The sequence below is a fragment of the Halovenus marina genome (assembly GCF_051414115.1).
Classification (GTDB): Archaea; Halobacteriota; Halobacteria; order Halobacteriales; family Haloarculaceae; genus Halovenus; species Halovenus marina.
In genome coordinates, this window is record NZ_JBLKNZ010000001.1 from 1,639,854 (window position 1) to 1,666,702 (window position 26,849).

General features: G+C 61.2%; 27 protein-coding genes. 9 read left to right on the forward strand and 18 right to left on the reverse strand.

The window, feature by feature from the left end; all coding sequences use genetic code 11:
* Nucleotides 1-20: 20 nt before the first annotated feature.
* On the reverse strand, nt 21-992 hold the full coding sequence (locus ACMGFL_RS08365; RefSeq protein WP_436935081.1) for an alkaline phosphatase family protein: 972 nt from the start codon (nt 990-992) through the stop codon (nt 21-23).
* Between the two features lie 65 nt (nt 993-1,057).
* On the reverse strand, nt 1,058-2,368 hold the full coding sequence (locus ACMGFL_RS08370) for a hemolysin family protein (RefSeq protein ID WP_436935082.1): 1,311 nt from the start codon (nt 2,366-2,368) through the stop codon (nt 1,058-1,060).
* 248 nt (nt 2,369-2,616) lie between these two features.
* Between ACMGFL_RS08370 and ACMGFL_RS08375 the strand changes: the two genes are divergently transcribed.
* Nucleotides 2,617-3,474 carry an alpha/beta fold hydrolase gene (locus ACMGFL_RS08375; protein WP_436935083.1) on the forward strand — a complete coding sequence of 286 codons (858 nt, stop codon included), beginning with the start codon at nt 2,617-2,619 and terminating at the stop codon, nt 3,472-3,474.
* Nucleotides 3,475-3,492: 18 nt separating this feature from the next.
* Here ACMGFL_RS08375 and ACMGFL_RS08380 read toward each other — a convergent pair whose 3' ends face one another.
* The 8 genes from ACMGFL_RS08380 to ACMGFL_RS08415 all read right to left on the reverse strand — a co-directional run bounded on the left by ACMGFL_RS08380 (nt 3,493) and on the right by ACMGFL_RS08415 (nt 13,494).
* Nucleotides 3,493-4,032, reverse strand: a complete 540-nt coding sequence (locus ACMGFL_RS08380; protein ID WP_436935084.1) for a DUF192 domain-containing protein — start codon at nt 4,030-4,032, stop codon at nt 3,493-3,495.
* Between the two features lie 203 nt (nt 4,033-4,235).
* Nucleotides 4,236-5,894 (reverse strand): sensor histidine kinase, encoded by a 1,659-nt coding sequence (locus ACMGFL_RS08385; protein ID WP_436935085.1) that lies wholly within the window; start codon nt 5,892-5,894, stop codon nt 4,236-4,238.
* 159 nt (nt 5,895-6,053) lie between these two features.
* Nucleotides 6,054-7,121, reverse strand: coding sequence for a PhoU domain-containing protein (locus ACMGFL_RS08390; protein ID WP_436935086.1), 1,068 nt, complete (start codon nt 7,119-7,121; stop codon nt 6,054-6,056).
* 3 nt (nt 7,122-7,124) lie between these two features.
* Nucleotides 7,125-7,802, reverse strand: a complete 678-nt coding sequence (gene phoU / locus ACMGFL_RS08395) for a phosphate signaling complex protein PhoU (protein ID WP_436935087.1) — start codon at nt 7,800-7,802, stop codon at nt 7,125-7,127.
* A gap of 5 nt (nt 7,803-7,807) precedes the next feature.
* Nucleotides 7,808-8,728: a phosphate ABC transporter ATP-binding protein PstB gene (gene pstB, locus ACMGFL_RS08400; protein WP_436935088.1), complete on the reverse strand. Its 921-nt coding sequence runs from the start codon at nt 8,726-8,728 to the stop codon at nt 7,808-7,810.
* Entirely contained in the window at nt 8,725-10,914 is a 2,190-nt protein-coding gene (pstA, locus tag ACMGFL_RS08405) for a phosphate ABC transporter permease PstA (protein ID WP_436935089.1), read from the reverse strand. Before pstA ends, pstB begins: the two co-directional genes overlap by 4 nt.
* Nucleotides 10,911-12,230, reverse strand: coding sequence for a phosphate ABC transporter permease subunit PstC (gene pstC, locus ACMGFL_RS08410; RefSeq protein WP_436935090.1), 1,320 nt, complete (start codon nt 12,228-12,230; stop codon nt 10,911-10,913). Before pstC ends, pstA begins: the two co-directional genes overlap by 4 nt.
* A gap of 43 nt (nt 12,231-12,273) precedes the next feature.
* Nucleotides 12,274-13,494, reverse strand: coding sequence for a substrate-binding domain-containing protein (locus ACMGFL_RS08415; protein ID WP_436935091.1), 1,221 nt, complete (start codon nt 13,492-13,494; stop codon nt 12,274-12,276).
* Nucleotides 13,495-13,783: 289 nt separating this feature from the next.
* Here ACMGFL_RS08415 and ACMGFL_RS08420 point away from each other — a divergent pair, with 289 nt between their 5' ends.
* The 3 genes from ACMGFL_RS08420 to ACMGFL_RS08430 all read left to right on the forward strand — a co-directional run bounded on the left by ACMGFL_RS08420 (nt 13,784) and on the right by ACMGFL_RS08430 (nt 16,621).
* A complete protein-coding gene (locus tag ACMGFL_RS08420) occupies nt 13,784-14,539 on the forward strand; it encodes an aldo/keto reductase (RefSeq protein WP_436935092.1) in 756 nt (251 codons plus the stop codon).
* Nucleotides 14,540-14,607: 68 nt separating this feature from the next.
* Nucleotides 14,608-15,696: a DUF2891 domain-containing protein gene (locus ACMGFL_RS08425; RefSeq protein WP_436935093.1), complete on the forward strand. Its 1,089-nt coding sequence runs from the start codon at nt 14,608-14,610 to the stop codon at nt 15,694-15,696.
* 91 nt (nt 15,697-15,787) lie between these two features.
* Nucleotides 15,788-16,621, forward strand: a complete 834-nt coding sequence (locus ACMGFL_RS08430; RefSeq protein WP_436936434.1) for an aldo/keto reductase — start codon at nt 15,788-15,790, stop codon at nt 16,619-16,621.
* 66 nt (nt 16,622-16,687) lie between these two features.
* Here the strand turns inward: ACMGFL_RS08430 and ACMGFL_RS08435 are convergent, their stop codons facing one another.
* Together ACMGFL_RS08435 and ACMGFL_RS08440 are read right to left on the reverse strand one after the other, a co-directional pair.
* On the reverse strand, nt 16,688-16,813 hold the full coding sequence (locus ACMGFL_RS08435; protein ID WP_436935094.1) for a hypothetical protein: 126 nt from the start codon (nt 16,811-16,813) through the stop codon (nt 16,688-16,690).
* 15 nt (nt 16,814-16,828) lie between these two features.
* On the reverse strand, nt 16,829-17,050 hold the full coding sequence (locus ACMGFL_RS08440) for a DUF8144 family membrane protein (protein ID WP_436935095.1): 222 nt from the start codon (nt 17,048-17,050) through the stop codon (nt 16,829-16,831).
* A 158-nt stretch (nt 17,051-17,208) separates the two neighbouring features.
* On the opposite strand from ACMGFL_RS08440, the gene ACMGFL_RS08445 reads away from it, so the two are divergent.
* Nucleotides 17,209-18,210, forward strand: coding sequence for an ArsA family ATPase (locus ACMGFL_RS08445; protein ID WP_436935096.1), 1,002 nt, complete (start codon nt 17,209-17,211; stop codon nt 18,208-18,210).
* Between the two features lie 66 nt (nt 18,211-18,276).
* Here the strand turns inward: ACMGFL_RS08445 and ACMGFL_RS08450 are convergent, their stop codons facing one another.
* From ACMGFL_RS08450 to ACMGFL_RS08460, 3 genes are read right to left on the reverse strand one after another with little or no spacing between them, the layout of a single operon-like run.
* On the reverse strand, nt 18,277-19,359 hold the full coding sequence (locus ACMGFL_RS08450) for a metal ABC transporter permease (RefSeq protein WP_436935097.1): 1,083 nt from the start codon (nt 19,357-19,359) through the stop codon (nt 18,277-18,279).
* On the reverse strand, nt 19,356-20,264 hold the full coding sequence (locus tag ACMGFL_RS08455; RefSeq protein WP_436935098.1) for a metal ABC transporter ATP-binding protein: 909 nt from the start codon (nt 20,262-20,264) through the stop codon (nt 19,356-19,358). Before ACMGFL_RS08455 ends, ACMGFL_RS08450 begins: the two co-directional genes overlap by 4 nt.
* A complete protein-coding gene (locus tag ACMGFL_RS08460; protein ID WP_436936435.1) occupies nt 20,261-21,301 on the reverse strand; it encodes a metal ABC transporter substrate-binding protein in 1,041 nt (346 codons plus the stop codon). Before ACMGFL_RS08460 ends, ACMGFL_RS08455 begins: the two co-directional genes overlap by 4 nt.
* Nucleotides 21,302-21,545: 244 nt before the next feature.
* On the opposite strand from ACMGFL_RS08460, the gene ACMGFL_RS08465 reads away from it, so the two are divergent.
* Together ACMGFL_RS08465 and ACMGFL_RS08470 are read left to right on the forward strand one after the other, a co-directional pair.
* On the forward strand, nt 21,546-21,767 hold the full coding sequence (locus ACMGFL_RS08465) for a hypothetical protein (protein ID WP_436935099.1): 222 nt from the start codon (nt 21,546-21,548) through the stop codon (nt 21,765-21,767).
* Entirely contained in the window at nt 21,730-22,155 is a 426-nt protein-coding gene (locus ACMGFL_RS08470) for a peptide ABC transporter ATP-binding protein (protein WP_436935100.1), read from the forward strand. Before ACMGFL_RS08465 ends, ACMGFL_RS08470 begins: the two co-directional genes overlap by 38 nt.
* A 167-nt stretch (nt 22,156-22,322) precedes the next feature.
* Here the strand turns inward: ACMGFL_RS08470 and ACMGFL_RS08475 are convergent, their stop codons facing one another.
* From ACMGFL_RS08475 to ACMGFL_RS08485, 3 genes are all read right to left on the reverse strand, one after another.
* Nucleotides 22,323-22,715, reverse strand: coding sequence for a PIN domain-containing protein (locus tag ACMGFL_RS08475; protein WP_436935101.1), 393 nt, complete (start codon nt 22,713-22,715; stop codon nt 22,323-22,325).
* On the reverse strand, nt 22,712-22,942 hold the full coding sequence (locus tag ACMGFL_RS08480) for a hypothetical protein (protein ID WP_436935102.1): 231 nt from the start codon (nt 22,940-22,942) through the stop codon (nt 22,712-22,714). The genes ACMGFL_RS08475 and ACMGFL_RS08480 overlap by 4 nt, the downstream gene beginning before the upstream one ends.
* Nucleotides 22,943-23,273: 331 nt before the next feature.
* The gene (locus ACMGFL_RS08485; protein ID WP_436935103.1) at nt 23,274-23,744 is read right to left on the reverse strand and encodes an FKBP-type peptidyl-prolyl cis-trans isomerase; all 471 of its coding nucleotides are present in this window, start codon (nt 23,742-23,744) and stop codon (nt 23,274-23,276) included.
* A 140-nt stretch (nt 23,745-23,884) separates the two neighbouring features.
* On the opposite strand from ACMGFL_RS08485, the gene ACMGFL_RS08490 reads away from it, so the two are divergent.
* Both ACMGFL_RS08490 and mutL read left to right on the forward strand, forming a co-directional pair.
* On the forward strand, nt 23,885-24,565 hold the full coding sequence (locus tag ACMGFL_RS08490) for a glycosyltransferase (protein ID WP_436935104.1): 681 nt from the start codon (nt 23,885-23,887) through the stop codon (nt 24,563-24,565).
* 157 nt (nt 24,566-24,722) lie between these two features.
* Nucleotides 24,723-26,831 carry a DNA mismatch repair endonuclease MutL gene (gene mutL, locus ACMGFL_RS08495; protein ID WP_436935105.1) on the forward strand — a complete coding sequence of 703 codons (2,109 nt, stop codon included), beginning with the start codon at nt 24,723-24,725 and terminating at the stop codon, nt 26,829-26,831.
* Nucleotides 26,832-26,849: the final 18 nt, after the last annotated feature.

Here is a 26,849-nt window from a genome sequence, read left to right on the forward strand (position 1 = left end):
TCCGCTGCCCCTCCGCGTGGCTACATGTATCCGAGTTCTTCCAGTTGCTCCTGCACGTCCTGTGACGTACCGATTTCGCCGGTGTCGTCTCGCGGTTCCGGGGAGTGGTCCGTCCGTTCGAGTTCCTCTTCCAGCGCCGCCCGCACGTCGAGGACGCTCGATACGGAGTCGATAATGGCCGGGTCGGTTGCGGCGATCATCGCAGTCTCCGTGTGGAGACCGTCCTGCAGGCCGTGGTCGCTGACGAGGATGAGCTCGTCTTCGTCGCGTAGATCATCTCGCAATTCGCCAACGAAGTCGTTCAGTTCCTCGTAGGCACGCTCCTGGAGGGTGGGCCGGTCGTAGCTGACGTGTCCGACCAGATCCAGCCCGCTCGTGTAGCCGAACACGAGTTCGTACTGTCGCCCTCGCAGTCCCCGTCTGACGCGCGCCGTTCGGATCATCGCCATCTCCAGACACTGTTCGTAGAATTCGACCGGGTCCGAAGAGGTGTGTCCGCCCTGTGCCTCCGGGTCGCGCTCGAACAGTTCGCCCATCTCGCGGCGGAGTTGGTGTTCCCGGTCCTCGGAATCAGAATCGACGACGTAGTTCGGAACGCCGATCACCTTGGCCGACCGGTCGTCGAAGACGGTCGTAATCTCGCGCTCGCTGTAGTACGACATCGGCGTCCGGAACGCGTCTTCGCTCGTTCGATTGAGGAGTATCGCCCCCAGTCGTGTCTGGACCGAATCTGGGAGCAGAAACTCGGCCGCGTCGCTCCCCGCCCGGAGTATCGGACTCTCCCAGGCGACGCCGTCGTCGAGCGTCAACCCGTGTTGCGCCGGTGGTAGGCCCGTGATGATCGTCGGCCAGAGTTCGTGCGTGCTGGGTTCGCCGCTGGAACTGACGATCGTATCGATGGGCTGTGACGCCGACAGCGCGAGATGTGGATGGTCGCCTGGGTCGACCAAGTCCGGATCGAGCGCGTCGATCCCGAAGACCACGACAGTCATACGCCGACATACCGCCCCGGCGGAGTAATAGGTTCCGTCTGTGGACCGACGATGCGGGCGTCTCGCTACCCGCGCTGTTCGACGCGGACCGCCACGATTCGAGCGCCGTCCACCCCTGTGACGGTGAGCGTGTACTCCGCTTCCTCGATCGTGTCGTCGAGTTCCGGTGTGCGGTCGAGTCGTTCCAGTATCAGTCCGCCGAGCGTCTCGAACCCCTCGCTCTCGAAGTCGGCGTCGAGCGTGTCGTTGACCACCGAGAGCGGGACGCCGCCGTCTATCTCGTACACCCCCTCGTCCTGCTGTCGTATCGAGGGTTCGCTCTCGTCGGTGTCGAACTCGTCGCGGAGGTCACCGACGACGGCTTCCACCACGTCCTCGATGGTCGCGATTCCCTCGAACGCGCCCCACTCGTCGATCACGGCGGCCATCTGTTGCTGGTTGGCGCGAAACTGCAACAGCAGGTCGCTGATCGTCGTCGTCTCGGGGACGACGAGAATCTCCCGCGCGATGTCGTCTGCGGTCGTTTCGCCCTCGTCGTCCGCTTCACTCGCACGCAGGACGTCCTTGACGTCGAGAAATCCGGCGGCCTCGTCTCCGTCTTCCGAGATAACTGGATAGCGAGTGTGTCCTGCATCAAGGATGACCGACCGAAGTTCCGTGAGTGTGGCGTCGCCAGTCACGCTCACCACGTCTGGGCGGGGGACCATCACCTCCCTGACGAGCGTATCGTCCAGATCGAACACGCTCTCGATCATCTCGACTTCCGCCGTGTCGACGTGGCCCTTCTCGCCCGAGCGAGCGAGGACGCGACGGATCTCCCGCTCTTCGAGTGTCTCCTCGGTTTCGGAGGCTGGCGGAATCCCGAGCAGTCGAGTGAAGGCGTTTGCCGTCCCGTTGAACACGACGAGTCCGGGATAAAACAGGATGTAGAAGAACTTCATCGGCGGAGCGACAAACAGCGAGAGGCGCTCTGCTTCAGCGATGGCGATTGTCTTCGGTGCGAGTTCGCCAAAGACGACGTGCAGAAAGGTGATGATGCTGAACCCGAGCGCGAAGGCGACGAGATGGATCAGGTTCGACGGGAGCACCGACTCCAGAACGGGTTCGAGCAGCGATGCGACGGCGGGTTCCCCGACCCACCCGAGCCCCAGCGAGGCGATGGTGATTCCGAGTTGTGTCACCGCGAGATAGTTGTCGAGGTTGTCGACAACTTCCTGAAGCGTCCCCGCTCCCGCGCGGCCATCTTCGACGAGTTGCTCGACTGACGTCGCGCGGATGCGGACGAAGGCGAACTCGGAGGCGACGAAAAAGCCGTTCAGCACCACCAGAAACAGCGCGAGAAGCAGTCGTGTCGTGGAGAATACGAGGTCTACCATCGCGTCCCTCCCGCGTCGTCACTCGCACAGAACGCAGTCATACCCGTACTTCCTGGGGGCTGAGTAAAGATGTTGGTGGTTCTCGAACTCCCAGATGGTCTCGTCTGCGTCGAGTGAGATTCTGGGACCGACTGATCTCCCGTTCTTGTGAGGAGACGCCGTCAGATCCGATAGCTACATTCCAGGCCGCTTGCAAACGCTCCGTACACGTAATGTTCGTCTCGGGAACCAAAATCCGAAGCGAGACGGTGTCTGGTCGCCTTTACCCCGGCCTCGGTGATGGCCCTCGTCCGGGGGTCCTCGTGCTCCACGGTGGCGGTGGTGCGGGTGGATACGAACAGGAATACGCAGCGTTGCTCGCCGAACACGGCTACACCGCACTCTGTGTCGAATACTTTGCTGCGCCGGGGACCCGTGACGCCCTCCACGAGGTCCCCCTCGAGGAGTTCGAGCGTGCGGCGGACTGGCTTCTCGACCGACCGGCGGTTAGCGGAGACCGCATCGGAGTTGTCGGCTTTTCCCGGGGCGGTGAAGCGTCGCTTCTCGTCGGTTCTACGTTCGAGACGGTCGGTGTGGTGGTCGCGTACGTCCCGAGTTGTTACGTCTGGCCAGCGCCGTCCTGGATGGACGGCGTCGGTGAGGGCGAACCAACGTGGACACTCGCTGGCGAACCGCTCCCACATCTCCCGATCGATAAATACGTCTACGAATCGGACGACGTCGACGAGCCATTCGGCGAGGAACCGAACGCTCCGACACTCGCAATCGATCGGTCGACGACAGCAGAGAGAGAACAGGCCGCAATTCCCGTCGAAGATATCGACGGGCCCGTTCTGCTTGTCTCTGGGGGACAGGACATCGTGTGGCCCTCTGCGCTGCTCGCTGACCGGGCGGCAGACCGACTCGACGAGCACGACCATCCGTGGCAGTTCGAACACCTCTCCTTCCCTCGTGCAGGCCATGCGATCAGAGTCCCCTATCGGTTCGAGGGGGACACCGATCCGACAGACCGTCACCAGTACGGTGGAACAAACGAAGCCAACGCACACGCGTCCGCCAGCGCCTGGCAGGCGGCACTACAGTATCTCGACGTCGCGTTCGCCTGAATACCGTGGCGTGACTGTTCAGGACCGGTCAAACTCGATTCGATCGCCCTCGGTGACGTCGTGGTGGTCCGTCCATCGATACGGCGTTTCGAGGACGTACTGCCCCCGGCCGGGGTACTGCTGATCGGTCCCGTCCTCCCCTGGACCGGGTTCGGGGGCGTGGTGAATCCCGGTTATCGTCTGCTCGGCGTCTGCGAACACGATGTCGATTCCGAAGTCCATATCGAGCATCCAGAAGGTGTGGTCCTCGACCGAATCCGAGACGAACAGCATCCCCCACCCAGACGGGAGCGAGTCGGTTTCGCTGAGACCGGTCGTCCACTCCTCGACAGTCTCGGCGATGGCGACTTGGAGCGATCCGAGTCGATCGCCGTCTGGAGTCTGGACGCGCAGATCGGTCGTCTCGTGGTCGGGAAACGACGGTGTCGCGACCCCACCAGAATCGGTTGCGTTCCCGTCTGCGTCTGTCTCGCCAGAATCAGTTGGAGTTGCGTTCTCCCCCGGCTCGGTCGAAGGCGTGGTGCCGTCGCCTCTCTCGTCGGAATCGGTCGGAGTCATGGTACCGTCGGAATCGGTAGCGGTTGTGCCCCCCGAACCAGTCGGCGTGGCAGTGTCATCGTCAGTGTCACTGTCAGCGTTCAAACAGCCAGCGAGCGCGATCCCGGACAGTCCCGTTCCCGCGACAAGCCTGCCGAATTCCCGTCTCGTGCGTGGATTCATTTTATTGGGTATTTTTATAACGCAGATGTCAGTAGGTATGTTTAGTGCAAGTAGTCTATGGTCAGACGAGAGCCGTCTTCGTAGGATGTGTCAACCGCTACGTCCCACCCCTGTGCTCCAGCTAATGTTTTGACAATTGGAAGTATCATTCCTCGCTTTGCATCCGGTACTGCTTCGCCATATGCCAATAGTCGTTGCTCGTTCATACCTTTCAGCGATGTTCCGTTATCCGATACTACGAACTGATTGTCCGTCTGCATCACAGTAATTTGATCAGCACCGTTCTCAATTAGGAACCGGAATATGTTCTCGAACAATAGACCAGTCTGTACCTCGTTTGCCTCGATCGTCTCGTCGACGCTAATCTCGAGGGATTGTCCTCCGTTCGTCACCGAGTTGAACGCTCTCTTTGCCTCACTCGTGACGTCGACAGTTGTTGTCTGCTCGATGGGGCGTCCGTACTGACTCAACATCGTTAGATTGGTGATGATCTGCTCCATTCGATCGGTTGTTTCCATGATCGTGGTAAGATTGCCAGACAGTTGTGACTCTGCGTCTGAATCGATCGCTTGCTGAGTCAGCTCAGTGTATTGCGTGATAATGTTGACCGTATTTCGGAGTTCGTGGGTGATCGCCTCCGCGAAATCATCGAATTGTGAGTTCTGTTGTTCAAGTTTACGCCGGATCCGTTCAACTTGGGTAACATCGGCCAGCACAAGAATTTGCCCGACTGCGGTTTGACCCACAGTGAGCTGTTTGCTCGATAACAAATAGTAGTTGGAGAGGTTCGATTCAGAAAAGCTGACTATTTCTGAGTTCGCCGGTAGATACGTTGACAACTCTGGAACCGAGTCCTCTAAGGCGCTACCGATGCTGTTCTCGAGACTCGGAAACATCTCTTTCGCCACGATATTGGCGTCCTGAATGAGATTCTCTTCGTCGAGCAGAATCACTCCCTCATTAAGCTCATCCAATAACTGCTCACGGCCGAACCGCTGAACGGCAACAAATCGCCCATCAATAACGTACAGCACTCCGATCGCAAACAGGCCGACACCTATCGGTTCGTAGTTCATCGTGAGAAAGATGTCTGAATTTGAATACGCTACAAGATCGAAGATCACGGGTAAACCCGCCAATCCGACAAGACCTGACAAGCGCTTGGTGGCGTAATTCGAGTCCTGGAACAGGTCAAAGAGAATATAGAATCCGATCGCTGAGAGCGAATACGCGAACCCGGTAACGATCCAGTGAAGCACCCCGAATCGGATTACGAGATGAGAGAATGGTGTGGCAGCGGTACTGGTCGAAAAATAGTGGCCGTGAACTGGGCTCGTCCACTTTATTATGAGAATGATGCTGAAAACCCCAAGCGCCAGCCGTCTATAGAATTTTTGTCGATGGTAGGACTCCCCGGCGTAGGCCGAACAAAAGTACAGCCACGAGCCAACTGATGCTAATCCCACAGTGAGACCGAGGATATAGAAGGTCAGCTTCAGTTCTGGGAGCGGGGCAACCATACGACCAACGTGGAAAGACGACCAGAGGCCACAGGTTGCCAGCAGAGAGATCAGACCCCACTGGGTATCTGTATCAGTGATCTGGGACCGAGCACGAGCGATTGCAGCAAAACAAACGAGCGCAGTCAGACTGAAAACACCAATATAAGCCAGCCGAATCAACTCACCAGCTATCGGCATCTGGTTGTTACTCGGATTATTATAACAAAATTGTTTTGGCTATCCGATATTATTCTACATAACTGATCGAATTTCGGGTGTAATAGACACTGATTCTACAGAATGCCAGTCGGTGGCTTTCGGTCACGTCAAGACTCGACGAATGCGAGAACGCTGCTGTCATTCGCCAGTTGAAAACTGGGACTTCTGTTCAGCACTATTTTTGGACCCGCTTTTCGACGTAGATCTCGAAAGGTTTCCTTCCCGGACCGCCCGGCGGAGTCCGAACTCGGCGATGTTCCCGCCGTGCTCTGCCGTCCGGCGCAATCGGTCGAGAACGGGGATGACGCGCTCGGCGTTCGTCTCTGACGTGGACAGTTGGTACGTACACGCCGTGATCTCTTCTCGGAGCGCATCGCGGGCATTCAGCGTCTCGTGGAGGGTATCGACACCGCCGTCGCCAACGAGCGCGTCCACCGACTCCGAGACGATTTGTCGAGACTGGGATGCGATCACGTCGATTTCGTCGCGCATCGACTGGTCGACGGATCCATCGATTCGTCGTACTGCCGTCCCGAGCGCTTCGGCGTGGTCTGCGACACGTTCCAGTTCGTGTGTCGCCGCCCACAGCTCGAACAGTTCGGGTCTGGTCAGTTCGAGCGCATCGACCTGGTCGAGGCGAGCGAGGCCCCGCGTGAATGTCCGGTCGATCATCGCGTACAGTCGGTCCGCCTGGTCGTCGCGGTCAGCCAGGCTCGCTGGCTCCGTCTCCCCGGTCAGCGGAGCTGTCGCGTCCCGATGCATCGAGAGCGCGACGAATTTGAGTTGCCGCACCGACTGACGGATCGACACCTCGTCGGCATCGAGCAGGGTGCGAACGCTGATCGACGTGTCGGATTCCTCGGCAATCGACACGCCGGGGAGGTTTCGGGCCACCTGATTGATGACTCGCCGCTGTTCGTTGGTGAACGTCTCCACTGCGTCGAACGTGACTTCCGTCGATCCTGCCGCGTACGCCGCCCGGAGCGTCCGTTCGAGTTCGTCTGCGTCGTCGGCTGTCACCGGGACCGTCACCGCGCCGAGCATATCTTCCTCGCGTTCTCCGGTCTGAATGACGAGGATGCCGTCGATGTGGCTGTGGACGTTGACGGTGTCGCCGCGGTCGATGTCGCGTGATTCTGCCCACTCCTTCGGGAGCGAGACCATGTACGTTCCGCCGCCGACCGTCTGTACTTTGCGTGTGTCCATTATTCAGTAGATGAGTTCGGGGTCGTTTTCGACCATGTACAGAGTGCGGGCCGCGATGTTCACCCCGTGGTCCGCGACGCGTTCGAGGTCTCTGATCGTCAACAGGACACTGGCGACGTCGTCGAGCAGTTGCTCGACCCTCCACTGCCGTTCCCGACCGCTCTCCCGTTCTATCAGGTCGCGTGTGACCGTCTCGCTTGCCTGCTGACTGAGCGCGTCGATGGCGTCGTCGCTCGCGACGATGTCCCGACAGGCCGCTGCGTCCCCCGTCTCGTAGGCACTGAGACTCCGTTCGAGGAGTTCTTTCGCGTCCTGACCAATCTCGTCGAGCGCGACCGGCGGGGCAAGATCGCGCGTGGACATGATCGCGTAGCCCGCGATGTTCGTCGCCAGATCTCCGACGCGTTCGATGTCAGTGAGGATCTTGAACGAGGCCGCCACGAAGCGCAGGTCGCTCGCGATGGGTTCCTGCAGCGCGAACAGTTCGATACAGTCGTCTTCGAGCGAGAGGTATCGTTCGTTTATCTCGTCGTCGCCGTCCATAACCTCGCGGGCCTGCGCCTCGTCACCGCTGTCCAGACACGAAAGCGCCGTATCGAGTCGCGTGACGACGAGATCACCCATCGCGACGACGTCCTCGCGGAGGGCATCGAGCGACTCCTGATAGGTTTCTCGTGCCACGGAACTCACCCGAATTTGCCGGTGATGTAATCCTCGACACGCTGGCTCTCGGGGTTCTCGAACACCTGGTCCGTGTCGCCGTACTCGACGAGTTCGCCGCCGGTGAGGAAGACGGCGGTCTGGTCGGAGATGCGCGCCGCCTGCTGCATGTTGTGGGTGACGATGACGACCGTGTACTCCTCGGCGAGTTCCTCGATGAGGTCTTCGATCTTCGAGGTGGCGATCGGGTCGAGCGCAGAGGCGGGTTCGTCCATCAGGATGACTTCGGGGTCGACCGCGAGACACCGGGCGATACAGAGTCGCTGTTGCTGTCCGCCGGAGAGGCTCAGCGCGTTCGAATCGAGGCGGTCGTTCACCTCACTCCAGAGCGCCGAATCACGCAGGCAGCGCTCGACCAGTTCGTTTTCCTTCTCCCTGTCGTCGCGCCCGAGCAATCGCGGGACAAGTCCACGGTCGATGTCGCCGTGCTTGCGCGGACCGTAGGCAACGTTCGCTCGGATCGACTTCGGGAAGGGATTTGGGTGCTGAAACACCATGCCGATCCGCTTTCGAAGTTCGACCAGGTTGGCTCCCTCGTCGTAGATGTTCTGCCCGTTAAACGAGACCGACCCTTCTACACGGGCACCTTTGATCCGGTCGTTCATCCGGTTGAGACACCGGAGAAACGTGGACTTGCCACAGCCGGACGGGCCGATGAGCGCGGTCACACTCTCCTCGGGGATATCGATCGAGATATCCGTCAACGCGTGGTCGTCACCGTACCAAACGTTCAGATCCTCGACCGACAGCACCGGTTCGCCGGTAAAGGAGTACTGTCGCCACGATTCTTTCGTCTGTTCTTCGCTCTCTCCGGTGGTCGTCTCTGTCGTCGATACGTTCGATTCAGTGCTTTGCTTTGTCGCTGTGTCGAGACTTGTTTCTGTCATTGGTGCAGTTTCTTCCTGAAGTAGCGTCTGGTTGCGATACCCATGCCGAAGAACATGAGGACGACACCGATCAGCACGAGCGTCGTTCCCCAGCCGAAGGACTCCTCGGCACCGACACCGGCGGTGATGACCGCGTACAGTTGATACGGCAGTGCGCTCGCGCGTTCGAGCAGTGCGGGATTGGAGACGTGAACGAAGGGTGCCTGCGCGCTCAGGTCGAACGCGAAACTCGAGAGCACGCCCGGCCCGGCGTTCGGGAAGTTCGGCCCGTTGAGCACGAGCAGTAGCGGCGCGGTCTCGCCTGCGATTCGGCCGACACCGAGGATCACGCCCGTCGTGATCCCCGGTATCGCCGCCGGGATGACGACGCTCCGGATCGTTTCCCACTTCGAGACGCCTAATGCCGCGCTCGCGTCCCTGTACTCGTCGGGAACGCTTTTCATCGCTTCCCTGCTCGTGATGAGCACGAGTGGGAGCAGCATGAACCCGAGTACGAGTTGCGCGGCGAAGATGGAGGGGCTCCCGCCGAATCTCGGCACGAGGAAGGCGAGGCCGAACAGGCCAAAGACGATGCTCGGCGTGCTCCAGAGGCCATTTGTCGCGATATCGACTGCCTGCGTGAACATGCTATCCTCGGCGTATTCGGTGAGATAGACGGCAGCACCGACGGCAAGCGGCACCGCAAACAGCACGGCACCAATAACGAGCCAGATGGTTCCAAACATCGCGGGCATCACGCCGATCTGGATCCCGAGTCCCTGCGAGGCGTTCATCACGAACGGCCAGTCGATCGTGCCGCCCGCGGTCAGCCCGACGGGACCGAGTTCCAGTGGATAGCCGGTGATTGTGACGTGGAGACAGGCGACGACGAACGCGCTCAATCCCATCGTCACGCTGTGCGACAGCGGCGGTAGCCATGGCCGCGTGAGCGAGGCACTCGACCGCCGGTCCAGTCCGTGAACGACGAGCAATCCGACGGCCACACCGCCGACGAGAAAGACGAGCGAACGCACGACTGCGATACCGCCGACGGCGAGTTCACCGCTGCTGAAGACCTCTATCAGTGCGGTCGCGGCCAGTATGCCGAGGCCGACCCGTCGGATCAACTCGGCAGTACGTCCCCGATCCGACTCGGGTGCCCACGTGGGCGTCGACCGCCGGGCTAGCAGCAGGAACAGCGCCCCGACGAACAGTCCAATAAGCGCACCGACAGTGGTCGTCGGGGCTATCGTGACCGCGTTTCTCGTTACAGACTGGTTCGTGGCGATGATGTACGAGAATCCGACTGCGCCCAGCGCGAGCAGCGACGCCACGGTGAGGTGCACGAACGCGAGGACTCTGCCAGCGCCTCGGGTCACTCCGGGGTTGACATGGCCATGGCGGACCAGCAACACGAGCGAACTCAACACGAGCAGGAGTGCCGTTCCAGCACCGACAGTGAGATTTTCGAGCACGACCATGATGCCGCGCTGGAAGACAAACACCAGCAGATAGACGAGCACCGAGAGAACCAGCATCACGACGAGTGAGATGAGCATGAAGGCACCGTTCTGCCTGCCCTGCATGCCGAATCCGTCGTACGCCGACGCCCCGGCCCAGCCGGCCAGCAGACTCGACACCATCGTGAGAATCGGGATCACGAGGGTGCCGGGGATGGTGGCGTCGAACGCGTTTGGTTCCCACGTCCATTCCGGCGCGATCACACCCGTCAGAACGAACAGGCCAACGAGGCCGATGAAGACAGCAGCGGGGAGTGTTCCACCGACATCCTCGCGTGCGATGAGTGTCAGGTAGCCAGCACCGACACCGATCGGAAGGGCAACCAGCCAGCCGAGCCACCCGAGTCCAACGGTGTTACTCGCCACCAGTCCGGCGGTGACCGTCCAGATGACGAGCTGGCTGAAACCGACACCGAGTCCGGGCGTGCTATCGGGCGTGGTTCGAACGGCTCCCCAGCGTGAAAACACACCGAGCGCGCCCGATGCGATGCCGAGTGCGAGCACGCCAGCGCCGAAGTAGTACGGGGCAGAGACGCCAGCGACAACCCCCTCGACGGGGACCCATCCAAACAGTGTCGCCGCTCCGAGGACGAACGCGAGGAAGGCCCCGGCCACGACAGCCATCGCAAACCGTTCGTAGGTTGTTCCGCCGTCGTCAACGAGTCGGACTGCGTACGCGTCACTCATTGTCCACCCTCCAATTTTCGGTGCATTCGCTGTTCGATGAGCTGTGACACGACACCGAGTCCGGTGACGATCACCATCAGAATGACCCCGGCTGCGAACAGTCCGCTCCAGAATAGCTGTCCGGGCGTGACGTGTCCGTAACTTGAGGCGATAAACGTCGTCAGCGTCTCGGTGCTGTCGAAGACGTTGTACGACGAGGGTTGGGGCATTCGGCGGCTGTGGGAGATCATGACTGTCGCCGCCATCGTCTCGCCGATGGCTCGACCGATCCCGAGCAACACTGCCGCAGAGATGCCGGAGAAGGCAGTCGGTATCGAGACACTTTTCATCGTCTGCCAGTCAGTCGCACCCATCGCCGCCGACCCGTCTTTCATCGATTCTGGGACGGCCGACAGGGCGTCTTCTGCCACCGAGATGACCGTCGGCAGCGCCATGAACCCGATGATGAGACCGATAGCAAACAGCGCGCCGGGGTTGACCGAGAGGAGATTTCCGACGTAGGGATTGATGACAGTAAAGCCGATGAAGCCGTACACGATCGACGGGATGCCCGCGAGCAGTTCCACCGCTGGCTTGACGATATCGCGAAGCCAGATAGGGGCGATGTCGCTGATGAACAGCGCGCCAGCGATCCCGAACGGTGCCGCCACAAGGATGGCGACGAAGGTTGTGAGCGCAGTCCCCCAGATCATCGGGACCAGCGAATACTCAGTCTGACTGGGTTGCCACTCCTTCACCTCGAACGGTGAGATGAGACCGAATCCAAGCTCCTGAAATGCGGGCACGGCCTCGAGCACCAGAAAGACCGCGATGAGCCCCAGCGTCAGGAGCGTGGCCGCGGTCATGAAAAACGTCAGCATCTTCGCGGTCAGCGCCTGTCTGCTGACCCATCCGACGCCGCTGACGATCAGGAAGCCATACAGCAGCGTTGTCGTCCACACCGATTGGCGGAGAAACGCCGCGAAGACGACGGTTATCAGCAGCATCTGTGCGAGTACGAGAGCGAGACTCAGACGGTCGAGGTCAGCGCCACGCCGGAGCAGCGACTCGGTCTGTTCCCGGAATCGCCACGTTATCACCTCGGCCGCGCCCGTGAGTAGAAAGCTGTACAGGAGCGGCCTGGTCCAGTCAGACTGGCGGAGAACTGCGACGACGACACCGGCCAGAAACAGGACCTGTAGGGCTGCGAACAGCCAGTGTGCGAGTACGAGTCCGAGACGCAAACGCCCCTCCGCTTTTGCCTCCTGAAGCGTCGAGACAAGCGTCGCTCTCGGCTGTCGAACGAACGTCAGTATGTTTGTCAGTATATGAAACATGATGTAAAGTCGCTCGTCGGCGAGACGACTGTCGTAGCCTGAATCAGGCCTGGTCAGCCAGCTTCGCCCGCTCTTCTTCGCGTCGCTCCGGCGGGAGTTTGAAGTAGTTGTTCGGCTCGACGAAGTACTGCTGGCCGAACTCCGAGAGAATCATGTTGAGGAAGGCACTCTCGCGTCGGTCGGTGCCCTCCCACGTGTAGCAGTGCAGGTCGCGGCTGAGCGGGTACTCCTTCGCACCGAGGTTCTTGCCGTACTCGTAGAGTGTCCCGTCGAGTTCGAGTCCGATCGGTGGCGTCGCGCCATCGGGCTCGACGAACGCTAATGCGATGTACGCGATTGCGTTGTCGTTTTGCTCGACTAGCCGTGCGACCTGCTGGTTCTGTCCGCGGCGGACGTCCGGCTCGATCGGCTCCTCGGGGTCGCCGTAGAGGTTGGCTCTGAACGCGGTGTCGGTCCCCGAGTCCTGAGCGCGCCCGATCGCGTAGATGTCCTGGTCCGGGCCACCGAGTTCGCTCCAGTTCGTGATCTCCTGTTTGTAGATCGCACGGAGCTGGTCGCCCGTGACCTGCGTCACGCCCGCGTCGTAGATCTCTCGGCTCACGACGACCGGCTGACCGTCGACGCCGACGACGTGGTCGACGATGTTGTCGAGTGCCTCGTGGTCGCTCCCGAGGATGGATTCGGCCGTCGAACTCGCGTCACCGATGTCGACGCGCTCGTTGATGACCCCCTCGACGCCCGTCCCGGAGTGGCTGAGTGCGACCTGCGCCTGGAAGGGCGGGACGCTTCGCGTCTCGGTCGGCTCGAACCCGTAGAGGCTGGCGAAGTAATCCGCGAGGTTCATGTCCGTGTCGATGTCGTACTGGCCGGGACCCCAGTACTCCTGGTCGTCTGCTGGCGGGTTCCCGTTCCACAGCGACGAGGCCAGGTTGGTGATCGGGTAGACGGTCGAGGAACCGTCCGCCGTCACCGGGGCGATGTCCTCGTCCTCGTCGGACATCTGCTCACTGCCGTCGTCGCCGCTGCCGTCTCCCGAGCCGTCACCGCTGCCGTCGCTCGATTCCGGAGTGCTGGATCCGTCACCACTGGTTGTTTCGGAATCGTCACCGCTTCCGTCTCCGGAGCTGTCACCGCTTCCGTCGCCATCGTCTGAGCCATCGTTGCTCGAACAGCCAGCGAGCGCCGTGGCACCGACGGCACCCGAGGCCACCAGGAATTTACGTCGCGATGCGAAGTCAGACAGACGCTCTGAGTCTTGCGCCATCACCTGTGTAGAGAGAGAAGAGGGTAAAAGCGGTTTATAATAGGGGTATAGATGCCTACGAGCGGTACGTTCTGTTCTGATCCGAGTAGAGGTCGCTGTATCGCTGGAGAGTGCTATATACCACTCAGTCCAGATATAGTGTCTATAAAGATAGGTCGCGGACCGGATCGTCCCTGACGGAACGGCAGAGGCTACACCGTCAACTCGACGGACGCTCGGGTATGCCGAACCAGATCGCGACGGGCACGCGAGTCGACGGGTACAAATCCGCAGTGGCAGACATGATCGTATGAACTTGCCACGACTCGGATTGGGAACGATGGGAATTACAGACCCCGAAGCGATAGCGACTGCAATCGACGTGGGCTACCGGCATCTCGACACCGCGCAAATCTACGACAACGAGGCTGTCGTCGGTGAGGGAATCGCTCGCGCCGACGTCGACCGCGGCGAACTCGTCGTGGCGACGAAACTCTGGGTCGACCAACTCGACCGAGTGCGCGAAAGCACCGTCGAGAGTCTCGACCGACTCGGACTCGACGCCGTGGACCTCCTGTACGTACATCGGCCGCGCGGGAAATACGACCCCGAATCGACGCTTCCGGCGCTTGCGGACCTGCAGGCCGACGGACTGGTCGACGAGATCGCGGTCAGTAACTTCGAACTGGATGATTTGAACCGCTTTATCGACGTGCTGGAGCGCCCCCCTGCGGCCAATCAGGTCGAGTACCATCCGCGCTTTCAGCCCGAAGACCGACTGGAACACGCTCGCGAACACGAGTATCCACTCGTCGCCTACTCGCCGCTGTACGACGGACGCGTCGGCGACGTGGATGCCGTCGTCGAGGTGGCGGCCCGCCACGACATCACGCCCGAACAGGCCAGTCTGGCGTGGCTCCTCGAAAAGGGGATTCACCCGATCCCGAAAGCATCCAGCCGCGAACATCTCGAAGCGAATCTCGCGGCACAGTCCGTCGACCTCGACCCCGAAGACGTCGCGGCCATCGACGGCGTCGAACGCGAAGACGAACTGTACCCGGAGTGACGTCGCGAACTTCGCTCGCCACCACAGTACCCAAATACTGATAGGATCCAGCGCGCAAGCACAGAGCGATGGATCCACTCGAACAGGTCGACGTCGAGACGATTCTCGCTGGGCACAGCGATCCGATCGAGTCCCCGCTGCAGGAGGAACTCGCAGCGTATCCACTCGACTGCATCGGGACGGAGTACCCACACCATCAGCGCGCTACGGAGGGTCCCGATTCGATGACCAAGCCGAGCGAGCAACATCCGGTCTTCTTTGGCTGTTTCGACTGGCACTCTGCGGTACACAGTCACTGGTGTCTGATTCGCCAGCTTCGCCTGTTTGCAGACCACCCTCGCAGCGCGGATATTGTCGAGCGTCTCGACGACCGGTTCACCCCAGCGAACGTCGAGGGTGAACTCGCCTACTTCGAGGAAAACCCGACCTTCGAGAAACCCTACGGGTGGGCATGGCTGCTCCGGCTCGTCGCAGAGCTTTCGCTGTGGGACACAGAGCACGCAATCGCGTGGCGGGAGTCGCTCGAACCGCTCGAATCTCGGATCGTCTCACTGGTGCGCGAGGAGTTTCTCACACAGGATCGCCCGTTCCGAGTCGGGACGCATCACAACTCTGCGTTCGCGCTTGGATTCGTCCTCGACTACGCCGCGGTGACGGACGACGATTCGCTTGCGACTGCTGCGGCACAGACAGCACGGGCGTTCTATCAGGACGACCAGGCCTATCCCGTCGAGTACGAACCGATGGGCTGGGACTTCCTCTCCCCGGCGCTGACCGAGGCTGACCTGATGCGTCGAGTGCTCACTCCCGACGCGTTCATCGAGTGGGTCGACGACTTCTTCCCGGACCTGACGAGCGCTCCCTACGACACGATTCTGGATCCGGTTGACGTCGACCCCGACCCCGACGAGGGGGTCGCGCTCCATCTGGTCGGGATGAACCTCTCGAAAGCGTGGTGTCTGGTCGGCCTCGCCGAATCGCTTCCCGAACACCGGTACAGCGACCTGTTCACAGCGAGCGCACGGCGGCACGCACGCGCTGGCATCGAGCTGGCGTTTACAGACGACTACGCTGGATCACACTGGCTGTCGTCGTTCGTCCTGTATCTGCTGACGAGAAACGACGGTGGCATCGCGGTCGACGTGGTCTCCAAGTGACGTTCTCTCGGGAGCAAAAAATATCGCGGTCGAGGCACACACTGACGACGAGACCACGTCGCTTTACTCGCTCCGGTCGTTCGACACACGCATGGAACACATCGAAGCCAGCGGGGTGGAGATGCCGATTCCGGGCGTTGGTACCTTTCAGCTGTCTGGCGAGTCGTGTGAATCTGCCGTCGAGACTGCCCTCGAATACGGCTACCGCCACGTCGACACCGCCGAGTACTACGACAACGAGCGGGCGGTCGGGGCGGCGATACGGCGGTCGTCGGTCGATCGTGACGACGTCTTTCTGACGACGAAAGTGTGGCGGTCGAACCTCCGCCGCGCTGATCTCATCGAGGCTGCAGAGGCGAGCTGTGGCCGCCTCGGGACCGACTACGTCGACCTGCTGCTCGTGCACTGGCCCCACCCCCGGATACCGATCGAGGAGACACTCGCGGCGATGGAAGAACTCGTCGAGCGAGGCGTGACTCGGCACATCGGTGTGAGCAACTTCACCGAGTCGCAGCTTTCAGAGGCGCAATCCGCCGCCACGGTTCCAATCGTCACGAATCAGGTACTCTATCATCCCTACATCGACCAGCGGAGCCTCCGCGAGCACTGCGAGAAAACCGATACTATTCTGACTGCCTACAGCCCGCTCGCCAAGGGGTCCGTCCTCGGCGACGAGACACTCGAACGGATCGGAACACGATACGGAAAGACCCCGGCGCAGGTCGCGCTGCGCTGGCTCGTTCAGCAACCGAGCGTCGCGCCGATCCCGCGCTCGTCTTCGCCCGAACACATCGCGCAAAACGTGGACATCTTCGATTTTAGTCTGACGGACGCAGAGATGCGCGAGATTCACGACCTCTCGGGAAGCCTGTCGGTCCGCCTCCGAAACAAGCTTCCCGCGGTGATGCGATCCGTTCCGTTCTGAGTGCGGGCTTCGTAAGTGCCTCTCAAGACAGATCTATCCGTGGAAAGATGGTCGGCACCCACTCGATCACAGCGAGGCCACCGCCAAAGAGGACGAAGACGGTGAGAGGACGAAGACGGTGGTGAGAGTGAGTAACGCATACGAGCGAAGCGAATCGAGCACTTCCTTCCGGACAACCGCTGTCAATCCCATTACTGCATCGTTCCGCTACTCAGAAGAGTAGGATGCGTCGTAGCGACGATACCAGGCCACGAACGCCACGAATACGAGGAGGGCACCGAGTGCCGTTCCAATCCCACCAGCATAGGGGATATCGACGCCTTGTAGCACGTAGCCGCCTGCGCCGCCACCCAACATCATCGCGACGATAACTGCAAATCCCAGAATGTACCGGGTCACGAAGTTCCGCTCGACAGGGTTCGTTGCCATACTCGAATGTAGATACGATGACCGTATAAATGTACCCGTCTGCGCCGGATCTTGACTCACAAATGGCCGATACTGGTTGCGGAAGACACAGCCAGTGATGCGTATCGTGATGGCAGTCGGACGTACACTTGTAACGACGTGGTCCCTATCTAGGGATGATGAATCAGTCCGACGAGACAGAACAGCACTCGTCTACGATCACGCTGTACGGCGGGAAAGGCGGCGTCGGAAAGACGACCTGTGCGGCAGCACACGCGCTGGCACTCTCGGAGCGGTCGTCGGACGCGAGAACACTCGTGGTCTCGACTGACCCGGCTCACTCCCTCGGCGACGCATTCGAGCGCGACCTCACGGGGGAACCAAGCGCAGTGACCGACTCGCTGTTCGCCGCCGAGGTCGACCCCGAGAGCGGGCAGGAAGCGTATCAGCGCGTCGTCGAGGCGCTCGTCGCGGAGTTTCGCGATGCAGGACTACGCTTGGACGACGACGACCTCGAACGTCTCTTCGAGTCGGGATTGATCCCGGGCGGCGACGAGGTGGCCGCGCTCGAGTACATCGCTCGCTACTCCTTGGCGGGGTACGACAATGTCGTCTTCGACACTGCACCGACCGGTCACACGCTTCGATTGCTCGACCTCCCCGAAGTGCTCGGGGAGACCCTCGGCGTGGCTGGCGAGGTGCAGCGGCGCGTTCAGCGGACGGCCAGAGCGGCACGGAGCATCGTACTCGGGCCCGCAGCATACTGGGGTGGCACAGACAACTCGGACGAGATCGAGACACTTCGCGAACGCGTCGGCGTGGTGAGAGAACTGCTCCGTGACCCAGCCACAACTCAGTTTCGGGTTGTACTCACGCCCGAGCGGATGGCGATAGCCGAAACCGATCGACTCGTCTCGCGTCTCGATACCGCGTCTGTTCCGGTCGACTCACTCGTGGTGAACCGCGTCTTCGAGAATGAGGACGAGTGCCAGTGTGACAGGTGTCAGCGCGACGCACGACGACACACACAGCGCTTGCGGGAGATCGACGAACAGTTCGATCTCGATGTCAGCGTCGTTCCGCTCCAGGAGACCGAGGTACAGGGGCTGGACGCGCTGTCAGAACTCGGTCGCTATCTGCTCTCGGAACAACTCGACAGAGAAGACCCGGATCGACCGTAGGCAACACCCGCTCGTCGCTTCTGACGCGATCGTCGCGTGGCGAGTCGCGGTCACTGGCGGTCACCATCAGTCATCCCTCCCGACGCCGACATCGACGCTGTCGGCCTCGATGCTCCCCATGTCGGGCGTGGCCTGATCACCACGAGCAGATTGAACCTTACCCAGCGCGACGGCGCAGATGTAGATGCCCACGGCGACGAGGACGATGATGCCACCGGCCGTAACGCCGGTGTAGTAGGCGACGCCGATACCCAAAAACACCGCGAGTTCCGCGAGGACGACCGAGACGAGAAGCGATTCAGAGAAACTACGGGACACCTGGGTCGCACCCGCGACTGGAACCACGAGCATCGCCGCGACGAGGATGACACCCATGATCTGCATCGCGCCGACGACGACCATCGCTGTCAGCATCACCATCACTCGGTTGTACCAGTTGACGGAGATGCCGGAGACGGCGGCTGCGGTCTCGTCGAACGTGACGTACAGGAGCTGGTTGCGCGTCAGGGCCACCGTGACGACGATGACGGCGAATAGCACCAGAAGAATCGCTGCGCTCTGGGGCGACACCGTAGCGAGGTTGCCGAAGAGGAACTGATTGACACCGACAGCGAGTCCTCCTGCGTTGAGGCTGATGAGTGTCGTCCCCAGCGCGAACCCCGTCGAGAGGACGATGGCCATCGAGACGTCGTTGTAGGCGTCCGTGACCTCGGAGATGAGTTCGATGAACAGCGCGGCGATCATCGCCACGACGACGGCGGTGAGATAGGGCGACACCCCCAGGTCGAGGACAGCATTCAGGAAGAGTCCGACAGCGACCCCGGCGAACCCGGTGTGAGCCAGTGCGTCTCCGATGAGCGCGAGCTGTCGATGGACGAGGAACGTACCGATGAGTGGGGCCATCACACCGATACAGAGCCCGACGAGGAGCGCTCGGTGCATATACCGGTACTCCGGGTTCAGCATCTCCACGCCCGTGAAGTAGTACACCCAGTCCATCAGCCAGTACCACTGCTCCAAGAACCACAGGAGAATCCCGAAGACCAGGTCGCCGATTCCACCCAGAACGCCCTGAAGCGGGAGGGTCAGAGACAGGTCCACGCTGGCGAGGGCACTCGCCGTGAGCGTGGCCGCCACGCCCGCGCTCATCCGTCCACCCCCGAGAGAAACCGCGCTTCAGTCCCGAACGCTCGGGCCAGCGCGTCGCTTTCGACGAACTCGTCGGTCGGACCGTCGAAGTAGACTTCGCGATTCAGACAGACGACGCGGTTGGCGTGCTCGACAACCGCACCGAGGTCGTGTTCGATAAGAACGACGGTGATGCCCTCTGCGTTGAGCGCCGCCAGCAGGTCGTAGAAGGCGTCGACCGACTCGGCGTCGACGCCGACAGTCGGCTCGTCCAGCACGAGCAGGTCGGCCTCGCTCGCCAGCGCCCGTGCGATGAACGCGCGCTGGCGTTGGCCACCCGAGAGCTGCGTGACACGCCGGTCGGCGAACGCACTCATTCCGACAGTCGCAAGCGCGTCGTCGACGATGGTCCAGTCCTCCGCCGAGAGGCGGCCGAAGACCGCCTTCGCGGCGTCAGTGACGGTCCTCACCGGCTCTTCGAGCAAGCTGTCGACGGTCCGTTCGGCGGCGAAGCGGTCGAGTCCGACGTGAGAAAAGCGTCCCATCTTCACGACTTCGCGCACGGTGATAGGCATCTCTTTCGCCGCGCTAGCGTGCTGGGCGACGTACCCGACGCGCTCGCCGTCGTCGAAGCGTGTGGCCGACTCGTCGAACAGTCGGGCTGTCCCCTCGTCCGGACGCAGCAGGCCCAGCATGAGCTGCATCAGTGTCGACTTTCCCGAGCCGTTGGGCCCCACAATAGCGACGTACTCCCCCTGGTCGATAGTCAGCGACACGTCCTCCACGACGGGCGTCGACGTGTACCCGAAGGTAACGCCCGAGAGGTCGACGAGTGGCTCGTCTATCGCAGTGTCCGGACCGGTCCCAGTGGCTATCCGCTCGTCCGTGTCGGCCGCCGTTGCGGAGTCGGTATCGTGCGTTGTCATATCGGTGTGAAGTTCCGCCACTGCTCGAGCCAGCTCGCCGAGGGGGCCGCATCCTCGGGTGTCTTGTTGCCGAGGACGATCTCGAACGTGGGCATGTTGATATTGTAGGCGATTTCCTCGTAGCCCCAGTTCTCCTCGACCCAGTCCTCACGGACGCCAGCGTACGGCGTCACGGGAAAGTACGCTTCGACAGCCGTCTCGCGGACGAGTGTCTGGGCTGGACGCTGGGCCTCGAAGACGCCGTTTGCGATGTAGCGGATGTTATTTTCGCGGATGACCTCCGCCGCCTCACGGATGTCGGCGGGCTTGACGTCGCCGCTCGCCGCGAGACTCGTCACCAGCGGTCGCATCCGAACGCCGTAGCGTACCCCGATGTACTGGAAGGCGTTGTGCGCGGCCAGTTGGACGATGTCGCGTTCGGACCGATCGAACATGGCCTCGTAGTCTGAATCGATCTGTTCGAGCACTTCGGACTTGTACGTCTCGGCGTTCGTACGAAAGGCGTCGGCGTATTCCGGGACGACTTCCGCGAACCCGTCGGCGATATTGTCGACGGACTGCTTCGCGCGCTGCGGGTCGAGCCAGAAGTGCGGGTCCTTCCCGCGTTGAGCGCCGACGCCCTCCTCCTCACGGTCGAGGGATGCGGCGAGATCCACCAGGTCGATGTCCTCTCGGGCGTTGATCAGCGCCGTGTCCACGTCGTCCGCTTTGATTATTTCGATGGCGCGGTCGGCCCAGGGTTGGAAGTCTTCCCCGACGTGAACGAACGCGTCCGCGTCGATGATACGCCGGGTGATACTGGCGTTGGGTTCCCAACCGTGGCCGTGCAGTCCCGTCGGGACGAGGTTCTCCACCGTCAGCGGGGTCCCGTCGGCGATCTGTCGTCCAAAGTCGAAGAAGCTGAAAAACGAAGCCACTGCGACCGGGTCGCCACCGCCGCTCTGGGCCTGTCCGGGTGCGCTCGGCAGCGCCGTGCACCCGGCCAGACCCACGAGCGCCGCGGCACCGCCAGCGCGTAGTGCGTCCCGTCGCGTCACCGCTCGTCCGTCGGACACCTCGCGTGTCATAGGTCACCACCAAAGCAAATAATTAGACCCATCTAATCTATTATTTTTTAGTGTCACACTTATACGTTGTGGTTCCAAATACTGTGGTTGCAGGATCACGTGACTGCCAGAGGTAACCAATTGAATACTGAACAAAGACTATCGGTACGCAATACGACTGCACCAATATGTATCCCGAAAACAGTATTTTCCTATGTCTTACGAAAGATATTGTATGGCTGAATCATCAACCGGCGAAGAACGAATCGACGAAATGGAAACGTGGCCCGATTTGGCCATCGGTCTCTACGACAGGCTGACCGGCCGCGATGCCGAGATAATCTACGAGTTCGAGGACATGGTGGTCGAGGTTCCCAGCAAGGTCGGTGATAATGCCGACCACGCCGACTGGCGACTCGATGGCACAGTCCGAATCACGACTCGTGAACGTGACTGACAGCGACGACTCCGAGTCGGTGCCGCTCACAGTCACGACAGACCTCACCCTGACGGTCGACGGGACAGAGGCGACGCTCCGGTCGACGGGGGAGCGACTGTTCCTCGAATTCCCGTCGGCCGTCTCGGCGGTGCAGGCCCTCCGAAGTCTGCCGACAACCGAGCACGGGCGCCTGCATTCGGTGCTGACGACGGGAGATCTCGCACTGGAGATTCGAGCCCGAAACCGCACCCTTGCCGCGCTCGGTGCCGGGACCAGAAGCGGCCCACTCGCACGGTGGTTGGGTATCGATCCTGTCGAACTCAGACTCTCTGGCTTCCTCTCGGCGTTCTGGGCAGGTGCCGTTGCCACGGTGAACCGCTTGCGTTCGGGCGTGTCGTCACCGTAATCCGACGCGCCTGCCGTCGAGGCCGTCCGTGGCTCGGTCACCGACTCATCCACCACGTACTGCGCGACATCTTTGAGTACGAGGGGTGATATTTCGTTCACTTCTCCTCGCAACTGTGTGGATAGAAAGTCGGCCTTGGGACTCACAACTCACGATCTATCCACGTCTTAATACGTCTCGATGTCGACTCCGAGTGCTGCGAAGTCCTCGACGTTGTCGGTGAGGACGGGCTCATCGTAGACGTCAGAGACTGCTGCGACCATCGGATCGACTTTATCGATGCCGCTTTCACCGTCGGCTTGCTGGTCGGCCCGTGCGAGCAACTGTCCGGCGCGATGAGCTATCGTATCGTTCTGTTCGACGACCGGATACATCCGGAGCGCGTTCCTAACCGCCCTCCGTTCGTCCTCATCACCGAACTCGGCACCGTACGAGAGCTCCATGACGACCGGTGATGGAACCCGCTGAACGGTCTTCGTCTCGGAGAGTTCGATGCCTTTCTCGAACGCCCCCTCGCGACCGTTGAAGAGATCGATCAGGAACGACGTATCGAGGATCACTCGAACCGCTCCCGGAGTTTGTGTTTCTCTTCAGCATCGGTCTTGCGCTTGTTTTCGAGACGATCCCGCATCGCCGTCGCCGTTTCCGACGAGAGTATCCCGGCGACGTCCTCGGGATGTGGTCCTCCGATGAGGCGACGAAGCGTCTCCTCCATCGTCTCGTTTTCGCGCTTGTGAGCCTTCACGAACTCGTGGAACTCCTCGGAGATACGAACTGATTTACTCATGTGCCGTATACTCGGATATACGCATTAATCAATCTTCGGCTGCTGTTCGGAGTGTCGTTCGCTCCATCGGCTAACTAGCTTCAATCTAACACGGTGAGCGGAGGCTGAACTGACCGGGGCCTATATCTACCATGGCCACAACCAGTTAACCCCAGAGACTTCCCTTACCGTCAGAATGGCGGCCTCGGCACTCATAGGGTTCGTCATCGCCGGTATCCGGCTCTGTGGGCAGTGCTCGTCATCGGCCGGGTTGGAGTACTCGGAGGATATCAAAGAGCGTTCCGCCACGCCGACAGTCGGTTCTCGACGGTTGGGCGAACTGCTCAGCGAGTCACTTCACGCTGACAACTTCGATATCGAACTCCAGCGTTTCACCGGCGAGTTCGTGATTGAAGTCGACGGTCACGGTATCGTCTTCGACTGCGGTCACTTCGCCCGGAAGCCCCTGCTCGGTTTCGACTTCGGTGCCGACAGTCGCTTCGCGGCCGCCGAGCATCTCCTCGAAGGTGTCGCGTTCGTACTCGGCGATTCGTTCGTCAGTGTGTTCCCCGTAGGCCTTCTCTGGCGGAATCGTCACCGTCTTCTGCTCGCCATCTTCCATCCCGATCAGCGCCTCGGTGAGTCCCGGAATGACGTCGTCCTCACCGACTTCCAGCGTGAATGGCGCGAAGCTTCGGTCCGGGTTGTCGTCGAGCAACCCCTCCGTCTCTGCGAGTACTTTATCCGACGTGTCGAACACGCTCCCGTCCTCCAGCCGTCCGACGTACTCGATCCTGACTGTATCGCCCTCTGAAATTGTCATGGGCGACGATACTCACCGACGCTGTTAACACCTGTCGCTTCTCCGACCCGCCGACGGTGCTCGTGTCACCCACAGGTGCGTCGAGAAACCGCCGCGGGACACATGAAAATTTTGTACATGTGGTCTGTGAGATATCAGCCATGGGGCAGCAGTCGGTTACTGCCAGCATCGTCGTCCCTGCACTCGACGAGGCTGCATATCTCCCGCGAACGCTCGAAAGCATTCGGGCGATGGAGACCGATATCTCTCACGAAGTCCTCGTCGTCGACGGTGGGAGCGTTGACGGGACGCCAGAGATTGCCCCGGAGTACGGTGTCCGCGTGCTCGACCAGCCCTCGGGCGGGATCGGTGCCGGGCGTGACCTCGGTGCACAGCGCGCAGTCGGTGACTGGCTCGTCTTCGTCGATGCGGACACGCGAGTGACTGGGCAGTATCTCTCGGCGATGCTGGAGTACGTCCGCGAGCGGAACCTCGACGCGGCGAGTTCGCGCTGTCGAGTGATCGATGTCTACCGCGGCAAGGCGAAGCAGGTCATCGTCAATCGTGTCTTCCCGCACTTGCGCAAACCGATTCTGCCGGGGTTCAATTTCGTCGTCGACGCGGACGTATACGAACAGACCGGTGGGTTTCCGGACGTTCCGAACGAGGATACCGCGTACAGCCGTCAACTCGGTACGGAGTGTCAGACTGGTTACCATCCCGACGTGCTGGTCGAAACGTCCGGCCGACGGTTCGGTGAGTCCGGGTTGACCGGCGCGCTCTATCACTACCTCCGCCTCGATGTTGGGCGGTTCCTCTCGCAGTCGGGGCAGGGAAACTGACCGCTATCGGCTGACTTCGGGCAGACCCGTACCCTCATACTGCTGGCTGTACCATTTTGCAAGAATCCGCCACCACGTGGTGGCGAATATCTGTACGAATGTACAGCCAGCAGTGTCAAGTCACCGCTCGCACTACACCCCACGAACGCAATCGAACATGCCATCCGAGATCAGGGAACTCGACCCGAGCACCGTCGAGCGTATCGCGGCAGGGGAGGTCGTCGAGCGACCGGCGTCAGCGGTCAAAGAACTCGTCGAGAACAGCATCGACGCCGACGCATCCCGCGTCACAGTCGCAGTCAAATCCGGCGGCATCGACGGCATCGAAGTCACCGACGACGGCGCTGGAATGATCGAATCTGCGCTCCGTCGTGCCGTCGAGAAACACACGACGAGCAAGATCACCGACATCGACGACCTGGAAGGTGGTGTCGACACGCTCGGGTTCCGCGGGGAGGCACTCCACGCGATCGGTGCGGTGTCGCGACTGACGATCACCTCCCGTGCAGTCGGGAGTGCGCAGGGGACGACACTCACCGTCGAGGGTGGCGATATCACTGCAGTCAATCCGGCAGGCTGTCCGGAGGGGACGACAGTCGAGGTGGACGACCTGTTTTACAACGTACCAGCGCGGCGGAAGTATCTCAAACAGGAATCGACGGAGTTTGCACACGTCAGCGCAGTCGTGCGGAACTACGCGCTCGCGAATCCAGACGTGGCGGTCACGCTCGAACACGACGGACGCGAGACGTTTTCGACGACCGGGCAGGGAAACCTGCGTGAGACCGTCCTCTCTGTGTACGGACACGACGTTGCCGAGTCGATGCGTCGAGTCGAACACATCGACCTTCCGGACGGGCCGCTCGCGGAGATTACGGGGCTGGTGAGCCACCCCGAGACCAACCGCGCGAGTCGGGAGTACTGCTCGGTCTTTATCAACGGCCGATACGTGAACGCGACGGCAGTCACCGACGCGCTCGTCGAAGCCTACGACGGACAACTCGCGAGCGACCGGTATCCCTTCGCCGTACTCTTTCTCGACGTGGATCCGGCGACAGTCGACGTGAACGTCCACCCTCGGAAGATGGAGGTCCGATTCGCAGACGAGTCCGGCGTTCGCGAGCAGGTGCGAACCGCCGTCGAGCGAACGCTGCTCGATGACGGGCTGATCCGGTCCTCGGCCCCGCGCGGGCGGTCAGCGCCAGAACAGACGGAGATCAGGCCCGAGGCGAACGAACGCGGCCACGACTCGACTGCCGACGGTGAAGCGGAAGAATCGACCACGGCCGACGGGGAGGACAAAGACCGGAGGGGTTCAGCCCCGTCGGAGCCAGCCTCTAACCACTCTGAAAGCCCAGACAGAAGCCCGAGTCCGAAGAACACGGAAGGCCACACGGCAGAGAACCGAGACGAGACAGGCGTCCAGCGCGAATCGACTGAGACTGCCGACCGCAGTTCGGTGAACGCGGAGGACGGCGCGTCAGGACGAGCGCAGTCGTCGGCCGACACTGCATCGTCGATTTCCAATTCGTCATCGGCTGACAGTCGACAGGCTGGTCGCCGTACACCCGAGAGTGCCGAGAGCGACAACAACGGCTCTCGGTCGCGAAAGTTCAGGCAGAGCGGAACACAGACACGGCTCGCAGAGAGCAATAAGGAACCGATGTTCGAGCGTCTGCCAGCGATGCGGATTCTGGGGCAACTCCACGACACGTACGTGGTCGCCGAAACGGACGAGGGGTTGGTGCTGATCGACCAGCACGCGGCAGACGAGCGGATCAACTACGAGCGTCTGCGAGAACAATGTCGCGGCGACACCACGACACAGACGCTCGCTCAGCCAGTGACGGTCGAACTGACCGCGCGGGAGGCGGCACTGTTCGAGGCACAGCAAGACGCGCTCACGTCGCTTGGCTTTCATGCGACCCTCACGGAGGACAGAACCGTCGAACTCCGCACAGTCCCCGCCTTCGTCGCAGACACTGCAGGGCCGGAACTCCTGCAGGACGCCCTCGCGGCCTGTGTCGACGGCGAACCGGCAGACACTGTCGAGGCCGCGGCCGACGAGTTACTCGCTGATCTGGCCTGCTACCCGTCAGTGACCGGAAACACGTCGCTGACTGACGGATCGATCGTCAATTTGCTTTCGGCACTCGACGCCTGCGAGAACCCCTACGCCTGTCCGCACGGGCGACCAGTCATCGTCGAACTCGACCGCGACGAACTGGAGGGGCGATTCGAGCGTGACTATCCCGGTCATCAGTAAACTCGTTTCAGAAGTGCT